Origin of the sequence: Arthrobacter sp. ISL-85, from assembly GCF_018613675.1 — a bacterium.
Lineage (GTDB): Bacteria > Actinomycetota > Actinomycetes > Actinomycetales > Micrococcaceae > Arthrobacter.
Genome location: NZ_JAGGPQ010000011.1, coordinates 261,488 through 283,779, shown reverse-complemented (window position 1 = coordinate 283,779; position 22,292 = coordinate 261,488). Strand labels below are relative to the sequence as shown.

The 22,292-nt window shown below is 67.0% G+C and carries 21 protein-coding genes; 6 read left to right on the top strand and 15 right to left on the bottom strand.

The window, feature by feature from the left end:
* The first annotated feature begins 37 nt into the window (after positions 1-37).
* Both J7I84_RS09460 and J7I84_RS09455 read left to right on the top strand, forming a co-directional pair.
* Entirely contained in the window at positions 38-1,366 is a 1,329-nt protein-coding gene (locus J7I84_RS09460) for a nicotinate phosphoribosyltransferase (protein ID WP_214943830.1), read from the top strand.
* Positions 1,366-1,998, top strand: a complete 633-nt coding sequence (locus J7I84_RS09455; RefSeq protein ID WP_214943828.1) for an isochorismatase family protein — start codon at positions 1,366-1,368, stop codon at positions 1,996-1,998. Before J7I84_RS09460 ends, J7I84_RS09455 begins: the two co-directional genes overlap by 1 nt.
* Before the next feature lie 3 nt (positions 1,999-2,001).
* Here the strand turns inward: J7I84_RS09455 and J7I84_RS09450 are convergent, their stop codons facing one another.
* The 5 genes from J7I84_RS09450 to J7I84_RS09430 form a co-directional block, all read right to left on the bottom strand.
* Positions 2,002-3,783: a DEAD/DEAH box helicase gene (locus J7I84_RS09450; protein WP_214943826.1), complete on the bottom strand. Its 1,782-nt coding sequence runs from the start codon at positions 3,781-3,783 to the stop codon at positions 2,002-2,004.
* Entirely contained in the window at positions 3,783-4,121 is a 339-nt protein-coding gene (locus J7I84_RS09445) for a DUF3039 domain-containing protein (protein WP_159631664.1), read from the bottom strand. The genes J7I84_RS09450 and J7I84_RS09445 overlap by 1 nt, the downstream gene beginning before the upstream one ends.
* 109 nt (positions 4,122-4,230) lie before the next feature.
* Positions 4,231-5,010 carry a glucosamine-6-phosphate deaminase gene (nagB, locus tag J7I84_RS09440; protein WP_214943824.1) on the bottom strand — a complete coding sequence of 260 codons (780 nt, stop codon included), beginning with the start codon at positions 5,008-5,010 and terminating at the stop codon, positions 4,231-4,233.
* Positions 5,011-5,031: 21 nt separating this feature from the next.
* On the bottom strand, positions 5,032-6,603 hold the full coding sequence (locus tag J7I84_RS09435) for a transporter (RefSeq protein WP_214943822.1): 1,572 nt from the start codon (positions 6,601-6,603) through the stop codon (positions 5,032-5,034).
* Positions 6,585-7,379, bottom strand: coding sequence for an ABC transporter ATP-binding protein (locus J7I84_RS09430; protein ID WP_214943820.1), 795 nt, complete (start codon positions 7,377-7,379; stop codon positions 6,585-6,587). Before J7I84_RS09430 ends, J7I84_RS09435 begins: the two co-directional genes overlap by 19 nt.
* Positions 7,380-7,430: 51 nt before the next feature.
* Here J7I84_RS09430 and J7I84_RS09425 point away from each other — a divergent pair, with 51 nt between their 5' ends.
* Positions 7,431-9,308, top strand: coding sequence for a Na+/H+ antiporter (locus J7I84_RS09425; RefSeq protein WP_214943818.1), 1,878 nt, complete (start codon positions 7,431-7,433; stop codon positions 9,306-9,308).
* Positions 9,309-9,337: 29 nt separating this feature from the next.
* Here J7I84_RS09425 and J7I84_RS09420 read toward each other — a convergent pair whose 3' ends face one another.
* From J7I84_RS09420 to J7I84_RS09405, 4 genes are read right to left on the bottom strand one after another with little or no spacing between them, the layout of a single operon-like run.
* Positions 9,338-9,616, bottom strand: coding sequence for a DUF3253 domain-containing protein (locus J7I84_RS09420; protein ID WP_311381109.1), 279 nt, complete (start codon positions 9,614-9,616; stop codon positions 9,338-9,340).
* A 12-nt stretch (positions 9,617-9,628) separates the two neighbouring features.
* Positions 9,629-10,726: an NADH:flavin oxidoreductase/NADH oxidase gene (locus J7I84_RS09415; protein ID WP_214943816.1), complete on the bottom strand. Its 1,098-nt coding sequence runs from the start codon at positions 10,724-10,726 to the stop codon at positions 9,629-9,631.
* On the bottom strand, positions 10,726-11,736 hold the full coding sequence (locus tag J7I84_RS09410) for a tetratricopeptide repeat protein (protein ID WP_214943815.1): 1,011 nt from the start codon (positions 11,734-11,736) through the stop codon (positions 10,726-10,728). The genes J7I84_RS09415 and J7I84_RS09410 overlap by 1 nt, the downstream gene beginning before the upstream one ends.
* Positions 11,737-11,787: 51 nt before the next feature.
* Positions 11,788-13,455, bottom strand: coding sequence for a hypothetical protein (locus J7I84_RS09405; protein WP_214943891.1), 1,668 nt, complete (start codon positions 13,453-13,455; stop codon positions 11,788-11,790).
* A 234-nt stretch (positions 13,456-13,689) separates the two neighbouring features.
* Between J7I84_RS09405 and J7I84_RS09400 the strand changes: the two genes are divergently transcribed.
* Entirely contained in the window at positions 13,690-15,003 is a 1,314-nt protein-coding gene (locus J7I84_RS09400; RefSeq protein WP_214943813.1) for an AI-2E family transporter, read from the top strand.
* A 22-nt stretch (positions 15,004-15,025) separates the two neighbouring features.
* Here the strand turns inward: J7I84_RS09400 and J7I84_RS09395 are convergent, their stop codons facing one another.
* A complete protein-coding gene (locus J7I84_RS09395; RefSeq protein ID WP_214943811.1) occupies positions 15,026-15,823 on the bottom strand; it encodes an alpha/beta hydrolase in 798 nt (265 codons plus the stop codon).
* A 43-nt stretch (positions 15,824-15,866) separates the two neighbouring features.
* Positions 15,867-16,220, bottom strand: a complete 354-nt coding sequence (locus J7I84_RS09390; protein WP_214943809.1) for an ATP/GTP-binding protein — start codon at positions 16,218-16,220, stop codon at positions 15,867-15,869.
* A 118-nt stretch (positions 16,221-16,338) separates the two neighbouring features.
* On the opposite strand from J7I84_RS09390, the gene nucS reads away from it, so the two are divergent.
* Entirely contained in the window at positions 16,339-17,034 is a 696-nt protein-coding gene (gene nucS / locus J7I84_RS09385) for an endonuclease NucS (protein WP_214943807.1), read from the top strand.
* A gap of 304 nt (positions 17,035-17,338) precedes the next feature.
* On the top strand, positions 17,339-17,542 hold the full coding sequence (locus tag J7I84_RS09380; RefSeq protein WP_011692441.1) for a cold-shock protein: 204 nt from the start codon (positions 17,339-17,341) through the stop codon (positions 17,540-17,542).
* 149 nt (positions 17,543-17,691) lie between these two features.
* Here the strand turns inward: J7I84_RS09380 and J7I84_RS09375 are convergent, their stop codons facing one another.
* From J7I84_RS09375 to J7I84_RS09360, 4 genes are read right to left on the bottom strand one after another with little or no spacing between them, the layout of a single operon-like run.
* Entirely contained in the window at positions 17,692-20,250 is a 2,559-nt protein-coding gene (locus J7I84_RS09375) for a DUF2156 domain-containing protein (protein ID WP_214943805.1), read from the bottom strand.
* Positions 20,232-21,560, bottom strand: a complete 1,329-nt coding sequence (locus tag J7I84_RS09370) for an esterase family protein (protein ID WP_214943803.1) — start codon at positions 21,558-21,560, stop codon at positions 20,232-20,234. Before J7I84_RS09370 ends, J7I84_RS09375 begins: the two co-directional genes overlap by 19 nt.
* 5 nt (positions 21,561-21,565) lie before the next feature.
* A complete protein-coding gene (locus J7I84_RS09365) occupies positions 21,566-21,997 on the bottom strand; it encodes a DUF2550 domain-containing protein (protein ID WP_214943801.1) in 432 nt (143 codons plus the stop codon).
* 10 nt (positions 21,998-22,007) lie between these two features.
* A complete protein-coding gene (locus tag J7I84_RS09360; protein ID WP_018760117.1) occupies positions 22,008-22,292 on the bottom strand; it encodes a F0F1 ATP synthase subunit epsilon in 285 nt (94 codons plus the stop codon).

Below are 22,292 nucleotides of genomic sequence, written 5' to 3'. Positions count from 1 at the left end.
CGAGACGTGGGAGCCGGTGGGGACTAGAGTGACTTTCGTGAGCACCTCAGCCGGCTGGGACCATCCCCGCACGTCCTTTTATACCGACCACTACGAGCTGACCATGCTGCAGGCATCCCTCCATTCAGGGGCAGCACACCGCAGGTCCGTGTTCGAGGCATTTGCGCGGCGCCTGCCTGACGGCCGGCGCTACGGCATCGTTGCCGGCACCGGGCGCCTCCTGGAAGGCATCTCGAATTTCCGCTTCGGCGAGGCGGAACTGGATTTCCTGGAGCGCACCAACGTGGTCAACCAGGAAACGCTGGAGTACTTGGCGAACTACAAATTTTCCGGCGACATCTGGGGCTACGCCGAAGGCGAGGTGTATTTTCCCAACTCCCCCATCCTGGTGGTTGAGGCCTCATTCGCCGAAGCCTGCATGCTGGAGACCTATCTGCTGTCCGTGCTTAACCATGACACCGCCATCGCGTCCGCCGCGTCCCGGATGGTCACTGCGGCGGGCGGCCGTCCCTGCATCGAAATGGGCTCCCGGCGCACCCATGAGGAGGCCGCCACCGCGTCCGCGCGAGCGGCCATCATTGCCGGGTTTGACAGCACGTCCAACCTCGAGGCGGGCATCCGCTACGGCGTGAAGACCGTCGGAACGGCAGCCCACTCCTTCACCCTGCTGCACGATACCGAGCGGGAGGCCTTCGAGGCCCAAATTGCCTCGCTGGGCGAAGGCACGTCCCTGCTGGTGGATACGTACGACGTCGAAAAGGCCGTCCGCACGGCCGTCGAGCTGGCAGGGCCCAGCCTGGGCGGTGTCCGGCTGGACTCGGGCGACCTCGTGGCCCAGGCCCAGTGGGTGCGGCGGCTGCTGGACGACCTTGGCAATGAGCACACCAAGATCGTGGTGACCTCGGACCTGGACGAGTACGCCATCGCAGCGCTGCAGTCAGCCCCTGTGGACTCGTACGGGGTGGGCACGTCGCTGGTCACCGGCTCCGGCGCCCCCACTGCAAGCATGGTCTACAAGCTGGTCAGCCGTACGGACGACGACGGCAACTTCGTGTCCGTGGCCAAAGTGGCCAAGAACAAGGCCAGCGTGGGCGGCCGCAAGTACGCACTGCGGAAGCTGGACGAACGCGGTACCGCCACTGCAGAGGTGGTGGGTGTGGGCCATCGTCCGGAGGATGACGGCAACGACCGTCCGCTGCTGCAGCAGTTCATGAAGAACGGCGAACTGCTGCCTGGCTGGACGGGCCATGAAGGCGTGCTGCGCGCACGGCAGCGCCACGCAGACTCCATGGCTGAATTACCGCCGGTGGTCAACCGCCTGCAGCGCGGCGAGGCCGCGATCCCCACCATTTACGAGGAGCACTGATGTCCCGCGCTTTGATCATCGTGGACGTCCAGAATGATTTCTGCGAAGGCGGCTCGCTCGCCGTTCCCGGCGGCGCGGCGGTGGCCGGCGCCATCAGCGAATACCTGGACGGCCACCATAGCGAATTCGACCATGTAGTGGCCACGCAGGACTGGCACATCGATCCGGGCAGCCACTTTTCCGATTTCCCCGATTACCAGGACAGCTGGCCCCGGCACTGCGTGGCAGGCACCCGCGGGGCCGAGCTCCATCCGGACCTGGACACCGAGTACGTTGACGCTTACTTCCGGAAAGGGCAGTTTGCCGCCGCCTACTCGGGATTTGAGGGCCTGCTGGCCCCGGAGGATGCTGTCCCCACCGGCGAACGCCAAGCCGGCGGCCTGCCGGGCGCCGCGGCGGCGCTGGAAGGTGATGAGGACGCCATCGGCCTCGATGACTGGCTGCAGAGCCACGACGTGGAGGACGTGGTGGTGGTTGGCATCGCCACCGACTACTGCGTGAAGGCTACAGCGCTCGACGCAGTCCAGGCAGGCTACGGCGTCACTGTGGTGCGGTCGCTGACCGCCGGCATCGCCGAGGACCTGGAAGACGCCGTTGCCGAGATGGAACTCGGCGGGGCGGACATCGCCTAGGCGTTATTTCCGGCCTACGAACCAGTCCTGGAGCTTGCGCAGCCGGGACTTCAGCTGCTCCTCGTTGGCCTGTGCCACGGGCGGCCCGCCGCAGACAGTGCGCAGCTTGGTGTGCACCACCCCGTGCGGGGTCCCGGTCCGGGCAGCCCAGGCGGCCACGTTCTTGGCCAGCTCGTTGCGCAGATCCATCAGCATGCGGTGGTCGGGTACGGCCGGGACCTGCTGGGCTGCGGCGGCCGGGGCTTTCCGGTTCTTCCGGTTCAGCTGCTCGTGCTGGCGCTGGCGCAGCAGCGTGCCCACCTGCTCAGCGTCCAGCAGGCCGGGGATGCCCAGGAAGTCCATCTCATCGTCAGACCCCACTTCGCCGCCGGTACCGAACTCGCCGCCGTCGAACAGCACCCGGTCAAAGGATGCCTGGGAGTCCAATGCCTCGAACTTGCCCTTGGTGAGGCTGTCCGAGGCCTTGTCCTCCCGGTTCGCCTCCGCCATCAGGGAGTCTTCGGGGTTGAAGAGGCCGTCGCCGTCCTCCTTCTCGGGCCGGTCCAGCGCGTGGTCCCGCTCCATCTCCATGGAGTTGGCCAGCGCCATCAGCTGCGGCACGGACGGCAGGAAGACCGACGCCGTCTCGCCCCTCTTGCGGGCACGCACGAAACGTCCCACGGCCTGGGCAAAGAACAACGGCGTGGACGTAGAGGTGGCGTAGACGCCCACGGAGAGCCGGGGAACGTCAACGCCTTCGGACACCATGCGGACGGCCACCATCCAGCGCTTCTCGCCGGCCGAGAACTCCTCGATCTTGCTGGAGGCCTTGGCGTCGTCGGACAGGATCACGGTGGGTGACTCCCCCGTTATCCGCTTCAGCTGCCCGGCGTAGGCGCGGGCGTCCTCGTGGTCGGTGGCGATGACCAGGCCGCCGGCGTCGGGAACGGTGCGGCGGACCTCGCTGAGCCGCTTGTCCGCACCGGCCAGGACAGCAGGGATCCATTCCCCTGCCGGGTTCAGGGCGGTCCGCCAGGCGTGGCTCGTGATGTCCTTGGTTACCGCGGCCTCGCCGAGGGAGGCGGCCATTTCCTCGCCGGCGCTGGTCCGCCAGCGCATCTGGCCGGAGTAGGCCATGAACATCACCGGCCGGACCACGTGGTCGCGGAGGGCGTTGCCGTAGCCGTAGGTGTAGTCGGCCTTTGAGCGCCGGATACCGTCACGGTCCTCGGCGTACTCCACGAACGGAATGGGCGAGGTATCGGAGCGGAACGGTGTACCAGTCAGCGACAGGCGGCGCACGGCAGGGTCGAAGGCCTCGCGCAGTCCATCGCCCCAGGACAGGGCCTCACCGCCGTGGTGGATCTCGTCCAGGATCACCAGGGTGCGGGCGGCCTCGGTCTTGGCACGGTGCAGCATGGGTTTGCTGGCCACCTGCGCATAAGTGACGGCGACGCCAATAAAGCCGCGGCCGTGCTGGCCGTCCGAGTTCTTGAAGTTGGGATCGATCGCAATCCCCACCTTGGCGGCCGCATCCGCCCACTGGCGCTTCAGGTGGTCCGTCGGAGCGACGATGGTTATCCGGTTGACGGCACCGGAATCGATCAGCGTGGATGCGATCCGCAGAGCGAAGGTGGTCTTACCGGCACCGGGGGTTGCTACCGCCAGGAAGTCGCGCGGACTGTTCGCGAGGTAAAGGTCGAGGGCTTGCTGCTGCCAGGCACGGAGTTTCGGGGCGGTTCCCCAGGCTGCACGTTCCGGATAAGCCGGAGGCAGGGTGGGGCCGCCAAAGAGCGTCTCCGTCACTACTTGTTGTTGCCCGAGCCGCCCGGACCCTTCCCGCCGTCGTTGCCCGGGCGGAGGCCGTCATAGACTTCCTTGCACTCGGGGCAGACAGGGAATTTCTTCGGATCCCGGCCCGGGGTCCAGACCTTGCCGCACAGGGCGATGACGGGTTCCCCGGTCATGGCGGACTCCATGATCTTTTCCTTCCGCACATAGTGCGAGAAGCGCTCCCGGTCCCCCGGCTCCACTTCCTGGCGCAGTTCCTCGCGCTCAATGGTGGCCGTGGACGTTCCAGCCCCGGAAAGCTCGCGCATCGGGTCGTTTTCGAGAGGGTCCGTCATGCTAGTCATGGCATCCATCTTAGCTGTTCCACCGGCCGCGCGTTCGACGGCGGCACGCCCGCGCCGGGGTCCGGCACCGGCCGCCGTCGTACTTTTTGGGCACTCCGTGCACGCACCGGGGCAGCTGCTACAGTGCCTGCCACGCGGGCTTGTTCTCGTACGTGTGGCGGTAGAAATCCCCCAGCTTGAGCGCTGAGGCGGCGGACTCGTCCAGCAGGACCGTGGCGTGCGGATGGAACTGCAGAACCGACGCGGGACAGATGGCGGCCACCGGTCCCTCCACGAAATCGCGGACCGCCTGCGCCTTTTGCGCCCCCGTGGCCAGGAGAATCACGTGGCGCGCCGCCATGATGGTGCCCAGCCCCTGGGTGATGACGTGGTGCGGCACCTCGGCCAGGCTCGTGAAGAACCTGGCGTTGTCCCGGCGTGTCTGTTCGATCAGGCTCTTGATCCGTGTCCGGGACGCGAAGGAGGAGCCCGGTTCGTTGAACCCGATGTGGCCATCGGTCCCCACACCCAGCAACTGCAGGTCCACGACGCCGGCTGCGGCGATGGCCTGTTCGTACGCCTCACAGGCAGCGGGGATGTCAGCGGCGGTTCCGTCGGGACCGTGGACGTTCTCCGGTGCGATGTTGACGCGGTTGGTGAATTCCCGGCGTATCACCTCGCGGTAGGACTCCGGGTGCCCGGCTGGCAGGCCCACGTACTCGTCCAGCGCAAACCCGGAGGTCCTGCTGAAGTCCAGGCCCTGTCCATGCCGGTCCGCGAGGTCATCGTAGACGGGCAGCGGTGTGGATCCCGTGGCCAGGCCAAGGACCGCGTCCGGCTTGCGGCGGATCAGTTCTTCAATGGCATCGGCCGCAAGATTTCCGATCTGCCTGCTGCCGCCGAGGATCACGACTTCCATGGGGTTCCCTTCCTGGAACTGTCAGCGGTTGACGGTAACCTGCGCCAGGAGTTCCGGCCCGCGGGCCTCAAGCCACCTGCCGCCCAGCCGGATACCGGTAAGGAAAAGGAGCAGGCCCAGGATGGTTCCCACGGCGAGGTTGAGCCAGCCAAACAGGACGTTGCCCGTGACTGCTTGGACAACCAGCAGAGCGGCCTCGGGCAGGACCAGGACCATGAGGACCAGCATTCCCACGAACTGCACGGCCAGGGTCTGCCCTACGTTGCCGGGCGGCTTCTTGAACGGGCTGTCCCCGGGCAGCGGAACGGTGACCGTGTACCGGGCCGATACCACCGAGGACAGGCCCAGGCCGGTGAAGAGGATTCCCAGGCTGAACCCCAGCTGGCCGGGCAGGCCTGTCCAGCTGCGGGTAAAGGCTACGTAGCCCACCGAAAACACCAGGACCACGGGCAGCGCGAAGGTCATGCATGCCAGCGCCCGCCCCAGCCGGTCCGCCACCCCCCGGACTCCGGTGGCCAGGTGCAGTGCAAACGCCGTGTTGTCGTAGGAGACGTCGGCGGAGATGGACCAGGCCAGGATGAAGGCGGACACCGGGGCAAGGAAAGCGAGGCTGCCATAGCTGCCGGTCCGCGTCCCCTGGAACGCCAGAACCACCGGAAGCAGCGGGATGACAACCAGGGAACCCGAATACCGCGGATCCCGGAGCCAGTAGGTGAGCGATCTTGCCATCACGGCACCGGCGGGGGTTGCAGGCAGCACGCCGAACAGTCCCAGCCGGCCGCCCCTGCGCTTCCCGGCGCCGGCGTACGGCGGCGTGACCAGTGCCCGCTCAAGCAGCAGCTTCCAGCACCAGGCCAGGGCGCCGAGGACCGCCACCGAAACCACCAGCTTCACCGCGGCCTGCCCTGGCCGGCCTGACGCGATGTCACCGCCGAGCGACCATGGTGCACCGAGCGGCGTCCAGGACAAGGTCCGGGCGAACTCCGGCAGGAATCCGGTGGAGGCGGAGATGCCGCGGCCAACTCCCGCCACGATGGGGCCCAGCAGGACCATCGGCACCATGAACGCGAGGGCACTGATGTCCTTGAAGCGCCGGGAAGCTGCCAGGCTTGCCGTCGCGGTGGTGACCACCTTGGCCAGCACGATGCAGGTCATGACGCCCAGGCACGCGCCGGCCAAAGCGGCGAGCGCCGGGAGCACGCCGCGGGACCAGGTGACCACCGTGGACAATGCCACCAGCGTGGTGGCCAGGCCGGGGATGCCGATCAGCCCGCCCAGGGCAAGTCCGGCGAGCATCTGCTTCATGGGGATCGCAAAGGTGGTGAAACGGGCCGGATCAAGGGTCATGTCCGTGGCCGATGCCACGACCGGAATCACAGCCCAGCCCAGGACGGCCGCAGAGCCGCCCAGGACCACCGCGGTGTGGGCGGCCACGGGTCCGGCGTTTCGCAGCAGGACAAGGGCAATGATCAGTGTTGCCACGACGCCCAGCGCATAAAGGCCGGCGATGGCCATGCCCACCAGCTGCCAGGGGCTGCGGCGCAATCCGTTGCGGAGCAGCGTGAGCTTGAGCCTTAGAAGGTGCGCAACCATTCCAGCCCCTCCGTGTGGCTGTGCCCGCCGACCAACTGCACGAACCGGTCCTCCAGGGAAGCACCGGCACGAACCTCATCCACGGTCCCCGCCGCCAGCAGCCGGCCCTTGGCCACCACCGCAACATGGTCGCACATGCGCTGCACCAGGTCCATCACGTGGCTGGAGACAATGACTGTTCCGCCGGAATCCACGTACCGGTCCAGGATGGAGCGGATGTTTGCCGCAGAGACGGGGTCCACGGCCTCGAAGGGCTCGTCCAGGACCAGCAGCCGCGGCGCGTGGATCAGCGCAGAGGCCAGGGCAATCTTCTTGGTCATGCCCGCCGAATAATCCACCACCAGTGTTCCGGCGTCCTGGCTGAGGTCCATGGCAGCCAGCAGCTCGCCTACCCGCGCAGCCACCACATCCTTATCCATGCCGCGCAACAGCCCGGCATAGGTAATCAGCTGCTCGCCCGTAAGCCGGTCGAAGAGCCGGACACCGTCGGGCAGGATCCCCATGAGCCGCTTGGCTTCAAGGGGGCGCTGCCAGACATCGACACCGTGCACCACGGCGGTGCCGAAGTCCGGGCGCAGGAGGCCGGTGGCCATGGACAGCGTGGTGGTCTTGCCTGCACCGTTGGGGCCCACGATGCCGAAAAACGACCCTGCCGGGACTTCCAGGCTGATGCCGTCCACCGCGATCTTCCCGCCGAACCGCTTGGCCAGCCCACGGATGGAAAGGGCCGCTACGGGGCTGGAATTCGACGCCTGGCCAGGGATCGGAGCAGTCATGCTGCCAGCCTAGTCCGCGGGCCGCTGTTCCGGGGATGGGAGACTAACCTCATGGACATTGCGTTGGGCCTGCTGGTGATCGTTGCCGTGGTGTGTGCCGGCAGCGCGTCGGGGCGGAAGCTCAATCTCCCGGTTCCCCTGCTCCTGGTCCTGGCCGGGGTAGCGGGCTCTTTCCTGCCGTTCATTCCGCCGGTTGAGCTCAATCCCGAACTGGTCCTGGTTGGCCTGCTGCCTCCGCTGCTCTATGCGGCCGCATTCCGCACATCACTGTTCGACTTCAAGACCAACCGGCGCTCCATTGGGCTCTTGTCCGTGGGCTACGTCGTCTTCGGCACCCTGGGGGTCGGGGCAGTAGTCTGGTGGCTGTTCCCGGAGATCCCGTTGGCGGCAGCCTTCGCCCTGGGCGCAGTGGTGGCACCTCCGGACGCCGTGGCCGCCACGGCCATTGCCCGGAGGGTGGGCATGCCCCGCCGCATCGTCAACATCCTGGAAGGCGAATCGCTGGTCAACGATGCCACGGCGCTGGTATGCCTGCGGGCAGCGGTGGCCGCCATCGCCGGTTCCGTGTCCGCGCTGGACGTGGCTGGCGGGTTCGTGCTGGCCGCCGGCGGCGGCCTGGTGGTGGGCCTCGGCGTGGCCTACGTCCTTACCGAAATCCGGAAACGGATCAGCAACGTGGCCATCAACACCTCCACCTCGCTGATGGCCCCGTTCGTTGCCTACCTCCCTGCCGAGGCTATCCACGCGTCCGGCGTACTCGCCGTCGTCGTCACCGGACTGGTGATGGGCACCAAGGCACCGTCCATGCCCAACGGCGCTGCTCGGCAAAGCTCCCGCAGCAATTGGGACACCGTGCAGTTCCTGCTGGAGAACTCCGTGTTCCTGCTCATCGGCCTGCAGGTACGGACCATCGTCGAAAGCGTCCAGGACGATTCGCTGGGGGCCGGCCGCGTGTGGTTTGGCTGCGCAGTGATCCTCTTTGCCGTACTGGTGCTCCGCCCCATCTGGGTGTTCCCCGCGACGTACCTCCGCCGCCTGATTCCCTCCGTGCAGCGAAAGGATCCGGCGCCGCCGTGGCAGTTTGCCGCCATAGTGTCCTGGGCGGGGATGCGCGGAGTGGTCACCCTGGCCGCCGTCCTGACGCTGCCCGGTGACCTGGGGCACCGCAACGTGCTGGTCCTGGCGGCCCTGGTGGTGGTGGGAGGCACCCTGGTGTTGCAGGGAATCACGCTCCCCTCCCTGGTCAGGGCCCTGGGGGTGCCCGGGCCGGACCGGCGCGAGGACGCCCTGAACCAGGCCTCCCTGATGCAGCTGGCCACGGCGGCGGGAATGGAGCGGCTGGAGCAGCTGCGGCGTGAAAGCGACCCGCCGGAGGTCATGGACATGCTCAGGCGGCGGACCCACGAACGCGGGTTGGCGGCCTGGGAGCGCTTGGGCAGGCCGACGGCAGAAGCAACCACCCCCAGCCAGCGGTATGCCCAGCTGCGGATGGCCATGCTGGAGGCTGAACGGGACAAGGTGCTGGAGCTCAGGCGCGGCGGGGAGTTTGCCCACGAAGTCCTCAGCGAGGTCCTGGAACGGCTGGATGTGGAGGAGTCCATGCTGGATGCTTCCCTGAACGAACTGGACTCCGCTGCTGATGCTGGCGGCGGCGAGGGGCTGTCCCAGCCGGGCGGCGTCTGCGACCACCTGACGGCAGCCATGCCATCACCGCTTCCCGACAACCCGGCCTGTGCAGGCTGTGAACGGGAGGGCACCACGCCTGTGCACCTTCGCATGTGCCTTGCGTGCGGAAACATCGGCTGCTGCGATTCCTCCGCGGGACGGCACGCCAGCCGCCACTTCAAGGAAACCGGCCACCCTGTCATGCGCAGCGCGGAGCCGGACGAAGAGTGGCGCTGGTGCTACGTGGATGAGCTGCTGGGCTGACGGCCCCTGGCCTTCAGGTCGCCTGGTCTTCAGGGCGCCTTGCGGATCCGGATCGGGCCCCTGGCCGTCGCGGGATCCACCACGGAACCCCCTTGGGTGATGTGTACCTGCCCGGCGTCAACCAGCCGCCGGGCGGCTTCGCGGGCCGGCTCCATGAGGGGGCGCCAGTCGTCGCCGCCCACGGCCCTGGCGGCGTCCGAGGGGCAGATGGTGGACGTCGCCGCCCGGGCAGCCAGGAGTTCCAGGATCTTCGCTTCCAGTTGCCGGCCAATGGGACCGTGCGGCCCATTCTCCTCACGTTGCGCCACGACGGTTCCGTGTCAGAACGTGCGCCGCGGGACGGCCCGCTCGTACTGTGGAGGCCACGCAAGGTCGTGCCCCAATTCGAATGCCGCCCGGAACCACCAGTGGGGATCGCGCAGCGCCGCCCGGGCAATGAAGACGCCGTCAGCCTGCCCGGTGGCTACAGCATGCTCCGCCTGGCCCGGCGTGGTCACCAGGCCCACCGTCCCGGTGGCGATTCCTGCCTCCTCGCGGATGGCGGCGGAGAACCCGGTCTGGTAGCCCAGCCCCGGTTTGATCTGTTGGTGGGCCACCGCCCCGCCGCTGGAGACATCCACCAGGTCCACCCCGTGGGCAGCCGCCTGGCGGGCCAGGCGGACCGATGCTGCCTGGTCCACCCCGCCGGGGGCCCAGTCCGTGGCAGAAATCCGGAGGAGCAGGGGCATGGAATCGGGGATCACGGCGCGGACGGCGTCAACCACGGCCAGCATCAGCCGGTTGCGGCCAGCCTCATCCCCGCCCCATTCATCCTCACGCTGGTTGATCAGCGGGCTCTGGAACTGGTGCAGCAGGTAGCCGTGCGCCCCGTGGATCTCCATCGTGTCAAAACCGGTGTCCACCGCACGCACGGCGGCGGCGGCGAAATCGGCGATGACACCCTGGATCTGTTCCACGGTCATGGCGGCAGGCGCCGCGTAGCCCTCGAAAGAGGTGGTGGACGGCCCCAAGGTGTCCCAGCCGCCGTCGGATGCCGGAACACTGCCGTGCTTGCCCGAAAACGGCCAGTACGTGGACGCCTTCCGGCCGGCGTGGGCCAACTGGACACCGATCTTGGTTCCGGCGGTACCGTTCCGGTGGACGAAGGAAATGATCCGCTGCCAGGCAGCCGCCTGCTCGTCGTTGTAAAGACCCGCGTCCCGGGGGCTGATCCGCCCCTCGGCGTTCACCGCCGCGGCTTCCGTAAGGATCATCGCCGCGCCGCCCACGGCAAAGCCGCCCAGGTGCACCAGGTGCCAGTCGTTCGGAACACCCGGGGCGTTGTCGGGATCGCAGCTGTACTGGCACATGGGCGAGACCCAGCCCCGGTGCGTCAGCTCCATGGCCCGCAGCGCCAGCGGCTGGAACAGGGCCGGCACTAGAACAGCACCCGCGCAAGCGCCTGGCGCGCCTTTGCCACGCGGGCGTCACCGGCGCCCACCACCTCGAAGATTTCCAGCAGCCGCACGCGTGCAGTTTCACGCTCCGGGCCGAAATTCCTGCCGATGAAGGCTACCAGCCGGTTCAGCGCGTCCTCCACATGCCCGCCGGCCACGTCCAGGTCCGCCACCCCGAGCTGGGCTTCCAAGTTGTCCGGCTCGTTCGCGGCCAGCGCGCGCAGCGCTTCACTGTCCTGCGCCGACACAGACTGCAGCCGGTTCATCAGCTCCACCTGCGCCAGCCCGGCCTTGGCTTCGTGGTCCGACGGCATTTCCTTCAGCGCCTGGCGGTAGGCCTCGGCGGCGGCGGCGTAGTCGCTGGCCTCGATGGCATCGTAGGCGGCCTGGTGCAGCGGCGGCAGCGGCGCGGGTTCCTGTTCAGCGGCCCCGCCGGCGTCGAGGCTTCCGGTGACGCCGTTGGCCGCGGCCACCTTGAGCAGTTCGTCGAAGAGGCTGCGCACCTGGGCTTCCTCCGCCGAGCCCTGGAACAGCGGTACCGGCTGCCCCTTCAGGACGGCGACGGCGGTGGGGACGGCCTGCACCTGGAACGCTTGGGCAAGCTGCGGAAAGGCTTCGATGTCGGCTGCGCCAAGCACCAGGCGGCCGCGGTAGCCTGCAACGATGCGGTCAAGGGTCTCCACCATCCTGCCGGACTCGGGCGAGTAGGAGGCCCACAGGGCGAACACCACCGGGACTTGTGCGGAGAGTTCCACCAACTGCTGGAAGTTCGCTTCGGTGACGTCAACCCTGAGCGCGGGTCCGCCCTCGGCCGCACCCGGCAACTCCCCCTGCGCCGCCGATGGAGGCGCGGTTCCGGCGGTGGCAGTACCAGACGGGGCAGCGCCGGACGGAGCTGCGGGGCGCTTCAGTGCGGAAAGGTCGACGGCGCCGCGCAGGTTAAGCAGGCTGGCAGCGGCAGGAGGGACTGGGCGGGAAGCTGGCGAACTCATATTTCCCACTCTATCCACTCCGGCCGCTGCCGGTGGTAATACAGGCAGGGGCTACTTGAAGCTGGCCCCAACCAGGCCCCGGGTGGCCGCAACGAGCTTCATCGGATCCGTCGATCCTGCCGGCGGAACGTAGATGGCCATTGATTCGGCGAAGTTCAGAACCATGCCCGTGGTGGTTTCCTTGCCGCCCGCCAGGGCTGCCGCGTCGTCACCGATGCTGAGCTTGTCGCCGGCGGCCTTCGGGGTGCCTTCGAAGCCGAAGTTGATCCGGCCCAGGACCAGGGCGCCGCCGTCGGACGTCCGGAACACCACGGTGCTCTCCGGAACCACCTTGTGGGTGAAGGAGAAGTTGCCGTTCTCGCCGGCCTTCACCACCTCTGCCTGGTAGGACAGGGTGTCCGCGATGTACGGCGAGGAGTCACCTTCGACGAGCTTGTCCTTGAACGGCGAGTCCGCGGACGTAAGCCTGTCCGCAAGGCCGGACATTGCTTCCTCACCGCTGTAGAGCAGGCCGGACTTGTCCGCGGCAGCCAGGTTCTGGGTGCCCCCGCGGCTGATGTTCGGGAACGTGGTGCCCGGCTGCAGGGGTGTGGTTTCCATGAGCTTGTAGTTCTCGCGCGGTGACTGCTGGACCAGCGTCAGGATCTGCGGGACAACGTTGCCTTCGCCCTGGGTAACGGCCAGCACCGAACGCGGCCAGTCCCGGCCGCTGGTGACCACCGTGGTCAGCAGCTTGGTGGAGCGCACGGGCATGCGGGGCTCGTAGGAACCCACCTGGGAGCGGATCTTGTAATTCTGCGTGCGGATTTCCAGTTCGGGGCCGGCAACGCGGTCCGCGAGCTTGGCGGCGTCTTTGGCGGCGTCCCCGGCATCGGTGGCACTGGAGACCTGCTCGAGGATACGGCGGAACTGGGCGTCCAGCAGGACTGGCGTACCGGCCGCTTCCTTGGCCGGCGACGAGGCATTGCCGGCAGGCTGCGGGCTGGGGCTGGCCGCCTGCGCGGCGGTGCCGGATCCGGCCAGCACGGCTGCTGCCACACCCGCAGCCAGCATGGTGACCTTGGAGGAGGACGACGACGGGGCCTGGCCCTGTGCCTTGCGGGCACGGGCACGGCGGGCGAAGCCGGAGTTTCCATCGCCTTCGCCGTTCTTACGGCGCGCGGAGAGCAGCGCCAGGACGATTCCGCCCAGGATGAGGAGGCTGCCCAGGACCATCAGCGGAACGGCCCAAGGCGTGGACGTGTCGTTCGGGAACGTCATGGACACGGTGGCCGGTGCAGGCTTGGTGCCGTCGGAGGCGAGCAGGAGGCTCCAGTCACCGTCGGCGGGCGGGGTCCAGGTGTACTCAAGCTCGCCACTGGCGTTCTCGTTGGACACCCAGAGGTCCGCACCGGCCGGGTTCGGGGCGGTAGCTTCGCCGTCGGCGTGGTCAACCTGGAGGGACTTTTCGTCCTCGGAAACCCCGGTGATGGTGTTGTGTGCTGTCTTGCCCACCCACGCGCTGACGTCATCCGGCCGGCCCGAGGCCAGCATGAAATTACCGTCGCCCTGGACGTTGATCTTGACCGTTCCGCCGTGCAGGGTGCGCAGCTTCTGGTCAATGACAGTCAGCGGGGCAGCGGCCGCATCGGCGGGCGCGGAGGCGGTGAACGTCTCGGAAGGAGCCCAGATGGTTCTCTGGCCGATACCGGCCAAAAGTGTCAGGAGGCCGAGCAGCACAAGTGCGGCTGCAGTCTTTAAACGCAAGGGAAACACCTATCATCAGCGGGGGTTTACCTTCAATAGTAACCTTTCTGTTACCACGGGCCCCTTTCCGGCCGGCCCACCCGGGGCTTCGCCCGCCCCCCGGCGGCGCCTTCGGCTCGGGGTGACAAGCCTGCTGATAGTGTTTGCGATGATCATCACACCGGCCCGCGCAGGCGGTGCCACGCACGGAACAGGCCCCTAAAACCAGTGACTGACAAGACGGACCCGTCCTCGGCTGCAGCCGGAAACCAGGGGGATCCCAGGGGCCCTGTCCCTGCCACGATGCCTCCACTGGGAATGGCGGCACGCCGCGGGGGTTCAGCCGCTGCAGCCCTTGGCCACGTGATCCGCAGGCTTCGCCAGCCCTTGCCCGGCGCGCAGCCCCGGCTTCGGTTCGAGATGCCCCCGGAATACACCGGCCAGGTTCCGGAGGCGGACTACGACGGCGACGAGGAGCCGCAGTTCGGCCATCCCGGGCCGCGGATGTCCCCGCAGCACCCGCTCTACATGGGGTTTATGGGCACCGTGGGCGTGGGGCTGGCGCTGCTGGTCTACTGGATCGGTTCCCACACCACGCAACTGCTGCTGTGGATCGTGGCAGCGCTGTTCATCGCCCTGGGCCTTGAACCGGTGGTCGGCTGGCTCGAAAACCGGAAAGTCCCCCGGCCGGCCGGCATCCTGCTTTCGGTGGCCGTCCTGATGGGGGCCGTTGTCGGATTTTTCGCCACGCTCATCCCAACGATCGTTGCCCAGGTATCGGAAATAGTGCGGCAGGCGCCGGACTGGGTACGCAACTTCATGGACTCGGATTTCTTCCGCAGCCTCGATGACCAGTTCGGCGTGCGCGACCGCATCACCGAGGAACTGAACAAGTTCGTCAATGATCCCGCTGCAATGGGCGGGATCTTCGGCGGCGTTGTGGGGTTCGGCTCCACCCTCGCAAATGGCCTCTTCGGCACCCTGATCGTCCTGGTGCTGAGCCTGTACTTCCTCGCGGCGCTCCCGGCCATGAAGAAGTGGGGCTACCGCCTGGCGCCACGCTCCCGCCGGAAGCGGGTGGCGGCGCTGTCGGAGGAGATCACCCGGTCGGTGGGAAACTACGTCATCGGCCAGGCCTGCGTGGCCCTGCTCAACGCCACCTTCGCCTTCGTGGTGATGTCCATTGTGGGCATCCCTTTTGCCTTGCTCCTGGCCTTTGTGGTGGTCCTGCTCGCCTTCATCCCCCTGGTGGGCGGCATGATCGCAGGCATCGTGGTGATCCTGGTTTCCCTCACCCAAGGCTGGCAGGCGGCTGCCATCTACGCAGTCTGCTACTTCGCGTACCTGCAATTCGAGGCATACTTCATCTCACCGCGCATCATGCAGAAGGCCGTTGCGGTGCCGGGCGCGGTGGCGGTGATTTCCGTCATTGCCGGCGGCAGCCTGCTGGGTGTGCTTGGCGCCCTGATCGCCATTCCCACCGCGGCCGCCGTCCTGCTCCTGGTCCGGGAGATCTACATCGCCCGGCAGGACCAGCACTAGGCTTCCCCGCCCTCAGCCGTCGCTAGGCACCGGCTGCCGCCGTCGGACCGTCCCATTCCTGGGGCAGTTCCCGTCCGGCGGGGTCGGGGCTGACCTGTGCCACAATGTCGTTCAGGACCCGCGCGGCGTACTTCTCCCCCACCCACAGATGTTTGGCCCCGGCCACGCCCACCACGCGGGCCTGCGGCACCAGGCTGAAACGTTGGGCCGCCTCGGCCGGCTGGAGGAAGTCGTCATGCTCCGGCACCAGGACGGTGAGGGGCTTGCCCGACTCCGCCCAAAGCTGCAGGTGCTTGTCCGTGGCACGGTGCAGCGGGGGCGACAGCAGCACCGCGCCCTCGATCTGCCCCGCCACGGGTTCTACGGCACCGTACATCAGCGCAAGCTCGGTCCCGAAGGACCAGCCCACCAGCCAGCGGTTGGGCAGCCCCCGCTCGACGGCAAAGCGGACGGCCGCCTCCACGTCGTAGCGCTCGCCCACCCCTTCCTCGAAGGCGCCGCTGCTGGTGCCGCGGGGTGAGGCGGTGCCGCGCGTATTGAAACGCAGCACCGCGATGCCTGCCAGCGCCGGGAGGCGGTAGGAAGCCTTCCGGTAGACGTGGGAATCCATGAAGCCGCCGTGCGTGGGCAGCGGGTGGAGCGTGATCAGCGTGGCCTTGACCGGGCCCGATTCAGGCAGTGCCAGCTCCCCCACCAGCGTGTGGCCATCCTCCGTTTGCAGCTCGATGTTCTCGCGCCGGGCAGGCAGGACAGTGGAGGCGCGGATTGGGGCGCGGCCCTGGGCTTGGCTGAATGCGTACGACGCCGGATCAAAAGTCATGCATTCCAGCTTAGCGACAGCAGGGGTTCTGCTGAGCGCAGGATCAGCGGTACCGGTAGCTGCGCGTCATCCAGCAGTTGGTATGCCAGTGCCGGCGTTCCGCCAGGCCGGCAGCCGCTCCAAAGAGATGGTCGTCCTTCCAGACAACCAAGTGCGCAACACCGGGCAATACGGCGGTGGAGCATTCCGGGCAGATGTAGGTCTTCTCGGCGTTCCTGGCGGTCATGGTGCGGACCATCCACTCACCGTCGGGGGCGCTTTCCCGGCGGGCGATTCCAGCCCGTGCGCGTTCCAGGTCCAGCTCGGGAATGTCTGCATTCCGTTTCCGGCCGGCGCCCCGGCCGGAAGCGGGGCCCTTGCCGGAAGCGGGACGGCGGGGACGGTTGGAACGCGGCATGCATCCATTCTGCCCCAGCCTGTGCGCCCTCCCGGCCCGGCCATGGGTGTCCCTGCCGCCCCACCCGCCTCCCGCCGTCGGACATGGCCTGCCGGGCCCACGCGATAGTCTGTACGGCGTGCGACTCGTCATAGCCCATTGCTCCGTTGATTACGTTGGCCGGCTCAAAGCCCATCTCCCCCTCGCCACCCGGCTCCTGCTGGTGAAGGCGGACGGCTCGGTGCTGGTCCATTCCGACGGCGGTTCCTACAAGCCGCTGAACTGGATGAGCCCCCCGGCAACCCTGCGCGTTTCGCCCCCGGACGACGTGGACCTGGAACTGGGCGTGGTGGAGCAGTGGACGGTGCAGTCCGCCAAGACCGATGACCGGCTGATCATCAATATCCACGAGAAGGTCAGCGAGTCCTCCCACGACCTCGGCGTGGACCCCGGGCTGATCAAGGACGGCGTGGAAGCGGACCTGCAGCGGTTGCTGGCCGAACAGATTGAAACGCTGGGCCAGGGCTACTCCCTGATCAGGCGCGAGTACTTCACCGCCATCGGCCCGGTAGACATCCTGGCCCGGGATGCCGACGGCGCCACCGTGGCGATTGAGCTCAAGCGCCGCGGGGACATCGACGGCGTGGAGCAGCTGACCCGGTACCTTGAACTGCTCAACCGCGACCCCCTGCTGGCACCGGTCCGCGGGATCTTTGCGGCGCAGCAAATCAAGCCGCAGGCCAAGGTGCTGGCCAACGACCGCGGGATCGACTGCATCACCCTGGACTACGACGCCATGCGGGGCGTGGACGACAGCGAATCCCGGCTTTTCTAGAATGTCCCTTTGTTGCTTCGGGCACCTAATTGACCCCTTTACAGGCAGCGTTCCCTCCGACCCGGTTTGTGCCTAAATTTTTCCTTTTTTGCTGTTCGGGCCGTTGACCTGCGGGAACGGGCATGAAATTCTTATCTCAGTCTTTGTGTAGGTGTTTTTCATGCTCGCAAGACGTGTTGCGAGCGCGAAGCTCCTGCAGCGCCGGACCTTTCCAGGCAAGGCAAACCAGGATTCTTCTCGCGGAGTGACCAAGGGCGGCACGAGGTGTGCCGGTCTTAATAAGTTCCATAATGAGGAGAAATAAATGGCACAGGGAACCGTCAAGTGGTTCAACGCTGAAAAGGGCTTCGGCTTCATCACCCCGGACGACTCCGATGGCGATGTCTTCGTTCACTACTCCGAGATCCAGACCGGCGGCTTCAAGACCCTCGACGAGAACCAGCGCGTTCAGTTCGAGATCGGCCAGGGCGCCAAGGGCCCCCAGGCCACCGGCGTAACCTTGGTCTAGTACGCGCCCGGCCGCGAACCGCGGCTGTCAGCATATACAAATGATCCCCGGCGTAATTGCCGGGGATCATTTGTTTATGCAAATATGCAGCGCACCTATGGCGTCACCATTGAGGGCCGCTCATACAGCCTGCCTCCCCCGTTACCGCCTCAGGTCACCAGTTTCCGGACCAGCCGGGCGCCCTGTGCCAGGGAAAGCCCAGGCAGGTAGGCCCGGGTCAGCGCCCTCCCGATGGCGGGCAGGTGCAGCGGGTCCTGGTAGTACAGATAGAGCGCCCGGTACTCAGGCTTGAACCGGGACTTGAACGCTGCCAGGGAGCGGAAGCCGTAAACCGGCTCAAGCGCATGGCCCACCAGGTCCAGGATCCGCACGAGGTTCTGCGCGCCCTCGTCGGTGGCGGCCGGGTCGTCCTCCTCCGGACGGCTGGCAAGGGGCGAGCCGGACAAAGAGATCACGTCCACGGAATCACGCAGCTCGAGGACGGCGGAGGCGATCAGGAATTCCATCACGCCCGGGAAGCCCTCACTGCCCCGGCGCATGACGTCCAGCGTCCGGCTGACCAGCCGGCCGCCGTCGTACACAGGCAGCCAGCTGGTGACGCCGTGAACCGCGCCACTACTGTCCACCGCCAGGCAGCAGAGGACCTCCTCGTCGTCGAGCTCGTCCACTCCCCCAAGCGTGAAGCCCATCTCCGGAACCGATTTGCCGGCCGCCCATTCCTCGGACACTTCGTTCAACCGTGACCGGAGTGCTGCCGGCAGTGCATGGTAGGAGCCCCAAACCGCGTGGACCCCCAGCTTGGTGGCGCGGTTCAGGGCCGTCCTGACGTTCTGCCATTCCTTGCCCTTGAACTCCAGTTCGTTCAGCACAAGCCGGGTCTCCTGTGCCACGGCCACCCGGGAGAAACCGCGTTCCCTGAGTGCCGGCCACAGGGTGTCATCGCAGGAATACAGGGCCGGGATCAGCGCCTGGCTGCGGCAGTAGTCCAGGAACCCCTCCGTCACGCGCTGCTCTGCCGTGCGCTCACCAAACGCGCCGCCCAGCGTCAGGGCCACCGTCCCATGCTGCTGGAAGGCCATGGCGCCGGCACCGTCCGGGCTGAACCAGTACGTGTTGGGCTCCCACAGGGCCATCCATGACAAGGGGCCGCCGCCCTGGTGGAGCAGGTTCCGGGCGCGGTCCCGGTCCTGCCGCCCGAAGTTCAGGCCGTGGTGCCGGCCCACAAGCACCCACCACACCGCCACCAGAGCTACGAGCCAGAACGCGGGGCCCGAGTAGGCAAACAGCAGGGCTTCGGCGCTGTCCTGTTCCGGGAAGACGCGGCGGAAGTACTGCGGTATGGGCACCGGAACGTACTGCCGGGCCAGCTCCGCGAAGAGCCCCAGCAGGCCGCCGTCGCGCGCCAGTCCACCGGACCAGAACCAGGCCACGGTGTAGGAACTGGCCAGGACAAGCCACGTTCCGCAGACCACGGCCCCGAGGGCGCGCCGGGCACCCGGGCGGGTCTGCACGCGGAACTGCCTGCGGTTCAGCCACAGGACTACTGCCAGCGTCAGGGGGACAACCACGAGCGGAAGCACATGCGCGAAGGCCGAGGACATTGGCGTTGCATGCGTGCCCTGCAGGCGTGAGGGAACAAGGGCGAACAGGGCAAGGTACACCGCCGCCAGGGCCGTGACAGCCAGTTGGATGGCCAAGGCTATGTTCAGCGCCAGCCGGCGCCCCCGGCGCATGCCGTCCGCACAGATCAGCAACAGGACCACCGGCACCACCGCCAGCGCCAGGCCGAACGGGCCGGCAAACCCCGCCCTTCCCGTTTCCAGGCAGGAGGCGTCAACGGTGGCGCCGCAATTGAACACGAGTTGGCTGAGCGTGGGCATGGGACTCAAGACGACATCCCGCAGCAGGGCCAGCGGGCCGGTGGGCGCGCGCGTGATTCCCGTCAGGATGGGGCCCACGGCGAACACGGCAACGGTGAGGGCCAAAAGGTTCCTGGCCTCGCGGCCCGTGGACCGGTGGCGATGGAGCCTCCCCTGGTCCCCCTGGATCCACCAGCCCGCCAGAAGGCCAAGGAGGGCACCAATGAGGCCAATGATCGTTTCGGCGTGGCCCACATAGAGGACCAGCAGGATCGATATGGACAGCACCACGGTACGGAGCCGGCGCTGCCACAGCAGCGTAATCCGGGCGCTGGCGGCCAGGCCCGCCGTCAGCACCGGGGCGTAGGGGCCAATGAGGCTGTCATTCGCCATCCGGTCCAGCCAGCCGTCGCCGACATACACCGCCAGCTGGGTCACCAGGAGGAACACCGTGACGGCAGCAAACTGCCCGCCGAAGAACAGTCCGACGGCCGCGCGCCGGCCCAGCTTTCGCTCCGCGAGTCCCAGCAGCAGGACAATCATCAGTGACGCGGCGAGGTAGGCCAACGGGTTGGTGGCGAAGAAGAGGCTGGTGAACAGGGACCACCACTGCCCGTCGCGCAGGCCGGGCCCGCTGACCGAGGCAAGTCCCAGGAGCTGCTCCGGCGGTCCGTCCAGGAAGCTCCCAGTCAGGGCAGCGGCCGCCAGGAAGGCCACAACCACGCCCAGTGTGAAGGGCATGGATTTCAGCGTGTCCAGTGCCTGCCGGACTGCAGGGCGCCCGACGGCGGCCCACATCAGGACGACTGTGCGGTCCGGTTTCCGGGTGCTCACCACTGCAGGCCCCATTGGGTGCCAAGGAACTGCAGTGCGTCCGCGAAGCGCTTGGAGGAGGTATCCCAGGAGTGCCCCGTGTGCTCCACCTCGTGTGCCTGCACGGTGAAGCCCGCGGTCTCTGCCGCAGCAGCCAGTGTACGGAGGTTCCCTACGAACTCGGGATCGTTCTGGCCTGCAGTAAGGTACATGCCGCTGGACTCAAACCGTTGGTGTTTCATGATCTCCAGTGGAGTCTGCTTGGTGAATTCGTCAGGGTTTCCGGGGAAGGCGGCGTCGATGGTCTTCTGCCGTTCCTTGGCAATGGCGGGTTCGGCCTCGCTGGAAAATGCCAGCACATCCGCGTAGACGTCTGGATGCCGTGTTCCCATCTGCACCGCACAGGTGCCGCCAAATGAGAACCCGCCCACGGCCCAGTGGCTGTGGTTGGTATCTACCGCCAGTGTGGAACTGATCCACCGCGGCACATCCTGTGAAAGGTACGTGTCAGCCTTGGCGATGCGGCTGTCCATGCACATGGTATTGGCAGACTGCGTTCCGTTGGGATCCGGGATGACCACCACCGGGGACACTCCGCCGTGTGCAGCGGCAAAGGAATCCATATGGCCACGGATTGCGCCGCCGGTGAGCCAATCGCCAGGGCCGCCGGGCTGGCCGGCCACCAGGACCAGCACCGGCAGTGCGGGCCGGTTGGCTGCAAAGTAGGCCGGGGGAAGGTAGATATAGGCGTCGCGAGTGTTCATCCCGGACGCTGTCCCGGGGATGTTGGACTTACGCAGCTCGCCTCCAGCAGGCAACTCCCCTGCCGGCTTCCAGCCCTGGAGGGGTACGCCGTCGGATTCCCCGGCATGGCGCATGAGATCCTGCTCAAGCACCGGTATCCGGGCCAAGGCCGTACCCAGCAGGTCACTGACGGTCCTGTTGAGGCCGAAGTAGGCGTTGATTTGGATTGCCGACAGCAGTAACACCAGCAGCGCGGCGAGGATCCCGCCCCCGCGCCCGCCCCAACTGGTCCTGGGCAGCCGGAGCACGCCCAGGAGTACTGCCGCCACGCCGGGCACCAGCCACAGCAGCACAGGGTCCGGCAGGTCCTCGGGAAAGATGGTGAAGATGTTGATGAGCGCCCAGTGGACTGTGCCAACCAGCGCAAAGGCCGCGGCAGCAGCAATGAGGATGCGGACCGCCCATGCCCTGGCACGGTGGACCGGAACCATGGCGACGCGCCAAGGCGGCACCAGGAGGTAGGCTGCGCCGCCCATTCCCAATACCAGCACGGTTCCATACAGTGGACCGTCGGTGAGCCGGATGTCTGAAAACCAGTCCACGTTGGCTAGCGCCAGGTCCCCACGCCAATGACCGGACCTGCCTCGAGCCAGGATGAAAGACCCGTGTAGGCGTCGAACTTCATGGCGAGGCGCAGGTCCTGCCCCTCATAGCGGAGTTCGACGATCACCACGTCCGGCTGCACCTTAACCGCCTCAGCTTCCGTGGGCTTCCGGCGGCCCAGCAGCTCCAGCGAACTCCGTTTGAAGGTGTATTTGGGGCGGACACTCAGAGAGATGAGCCTGAACCATTCAAGGTCGTTGTCCTGATAACGACAAACCCCCATCTGCCAGCCGTTTCCAGCTACGCAAATGGAGGCGTCCACGGTGCCGAGGGCGCGCCGCAGGTTGAAGCGGCGCACCCCCGAAAGGCACAGTGCAAGAATCAGCAATCCGAAGGCGATTGCCAGTGCGATGAACGTAATACCCGGCGCGTCCATCGAGGTCGTGCTAGCGGATCCCAGCGGTAGCCGAGCCGCCCAACTGGGCGTTGTCAGCAACGATCACCACGCGGTTGTTGTCAACGGAGAAGAACCCGCCGTCGACGTCCACCGCGATACGGTCTCCGGACACCGGCTGGATGGCCAGTTCACCCTCGGCCAGGATCGCCAGCAGGGGCGAGTGGCCGGGCAGGATTCCGATTTCACCATCGCTGGTGCGGGCCTTGACCATCTTGGCCGCTCCGGACCACACAAAGTGGTCCGCTGCGACAATCTCAACCTCAAGCTCAGCCAT

Coding starts and splice junctions, on each gene's coding strand:
- J7I84_RS09455 (WP_214943828.1), top strand. CDS start 1,366: ATGTCCCGCGCTTTGATCATCGTGGACGTCCAGAATGATTTCTGCGAA.
- J7I84_RS09445 (WP_159631664.1), bottom strand. CDS start 4,121: ATGGATGCCATGACTAGCATGACGGACCCTCTCGAAAACGACCCGATG.
- nagB (WP_214943824.1), bottom strand. CDS start 5,010: ATGGAAGTCGTGATCCTCGGCGGCAGCAGGCAGATCGGAAATCTTGCG.
- J7I84_RS09435 (WP_214943822.1), bottom strand. CDS start 6,603: ATGGTTGCGCACCTTCTAAGGCTCAAGCTCACGCTGCTCCGCAACGGA.
- J7I84_RS09430 (WP_214943820.1), bottom strand. CDS start 7,379: ATGACTGCTCCGATCCCTGGCCAGGCGTCGAATTCCAGCCCCGTAGCG.
- J7I84_RS09425 (WP_214943818.1), top strand. CDS start 7,431: ATGGACATTGCGTTGGGCCTGCTGGTGATCGTTGCCGTGGTGTGTGCC.
- J7I84_RS09410 (WP_214943815.1), bottom strand. CDS start 11,736: ATGAGTTCGCCAGCTTCCCGCCCAGTCCCTCCTGCCGCTGCCAGCCTG.
- J7I84_RS09395 (WP_214943811.1), bottom strand. CDS start 15,823: ATGACTTTTGATCCGGCGTCGTACGCATTCAGCCAAGCCCAGGGCCGC.
- J7I84_RS09390 (WP_214943809.1), bottom strand. CDS start 16,220: ATGCCGCGTTCCAACCGTCCCCGCCGTCCCGCTTCCGGCAAGGGCCCC.
- J7I84_RS09380 (WP_011692441.1), top strand. CDS start 17,339: ATGGCACAGGGAACCGTCAAGTGGTTCAACGCTGAAAAGGGCTTCGGC.
- J7I84_RS09375 (WP_214943805.1), bottom strand. CDS start 20,250: ATGGGGCCTGCAGTGGTGAGCACCCGGAAACCGGACCGCACAGTCGTC.
- J7I84_RS09365 (WP_214943801.1), bottom strand. CDS start 21,997: ATGGACGCGCCGGGTATTACGTTCATCGCACTGGCAATCGCCTTCGGA.
- J7I84_RS09360 (WP_018760117.1), bottom strand. CDS start 22,292: ATGGCTGAGCTTGAGGTTGAGATTGTCGCAGCGGACCACTTTGTGTGG.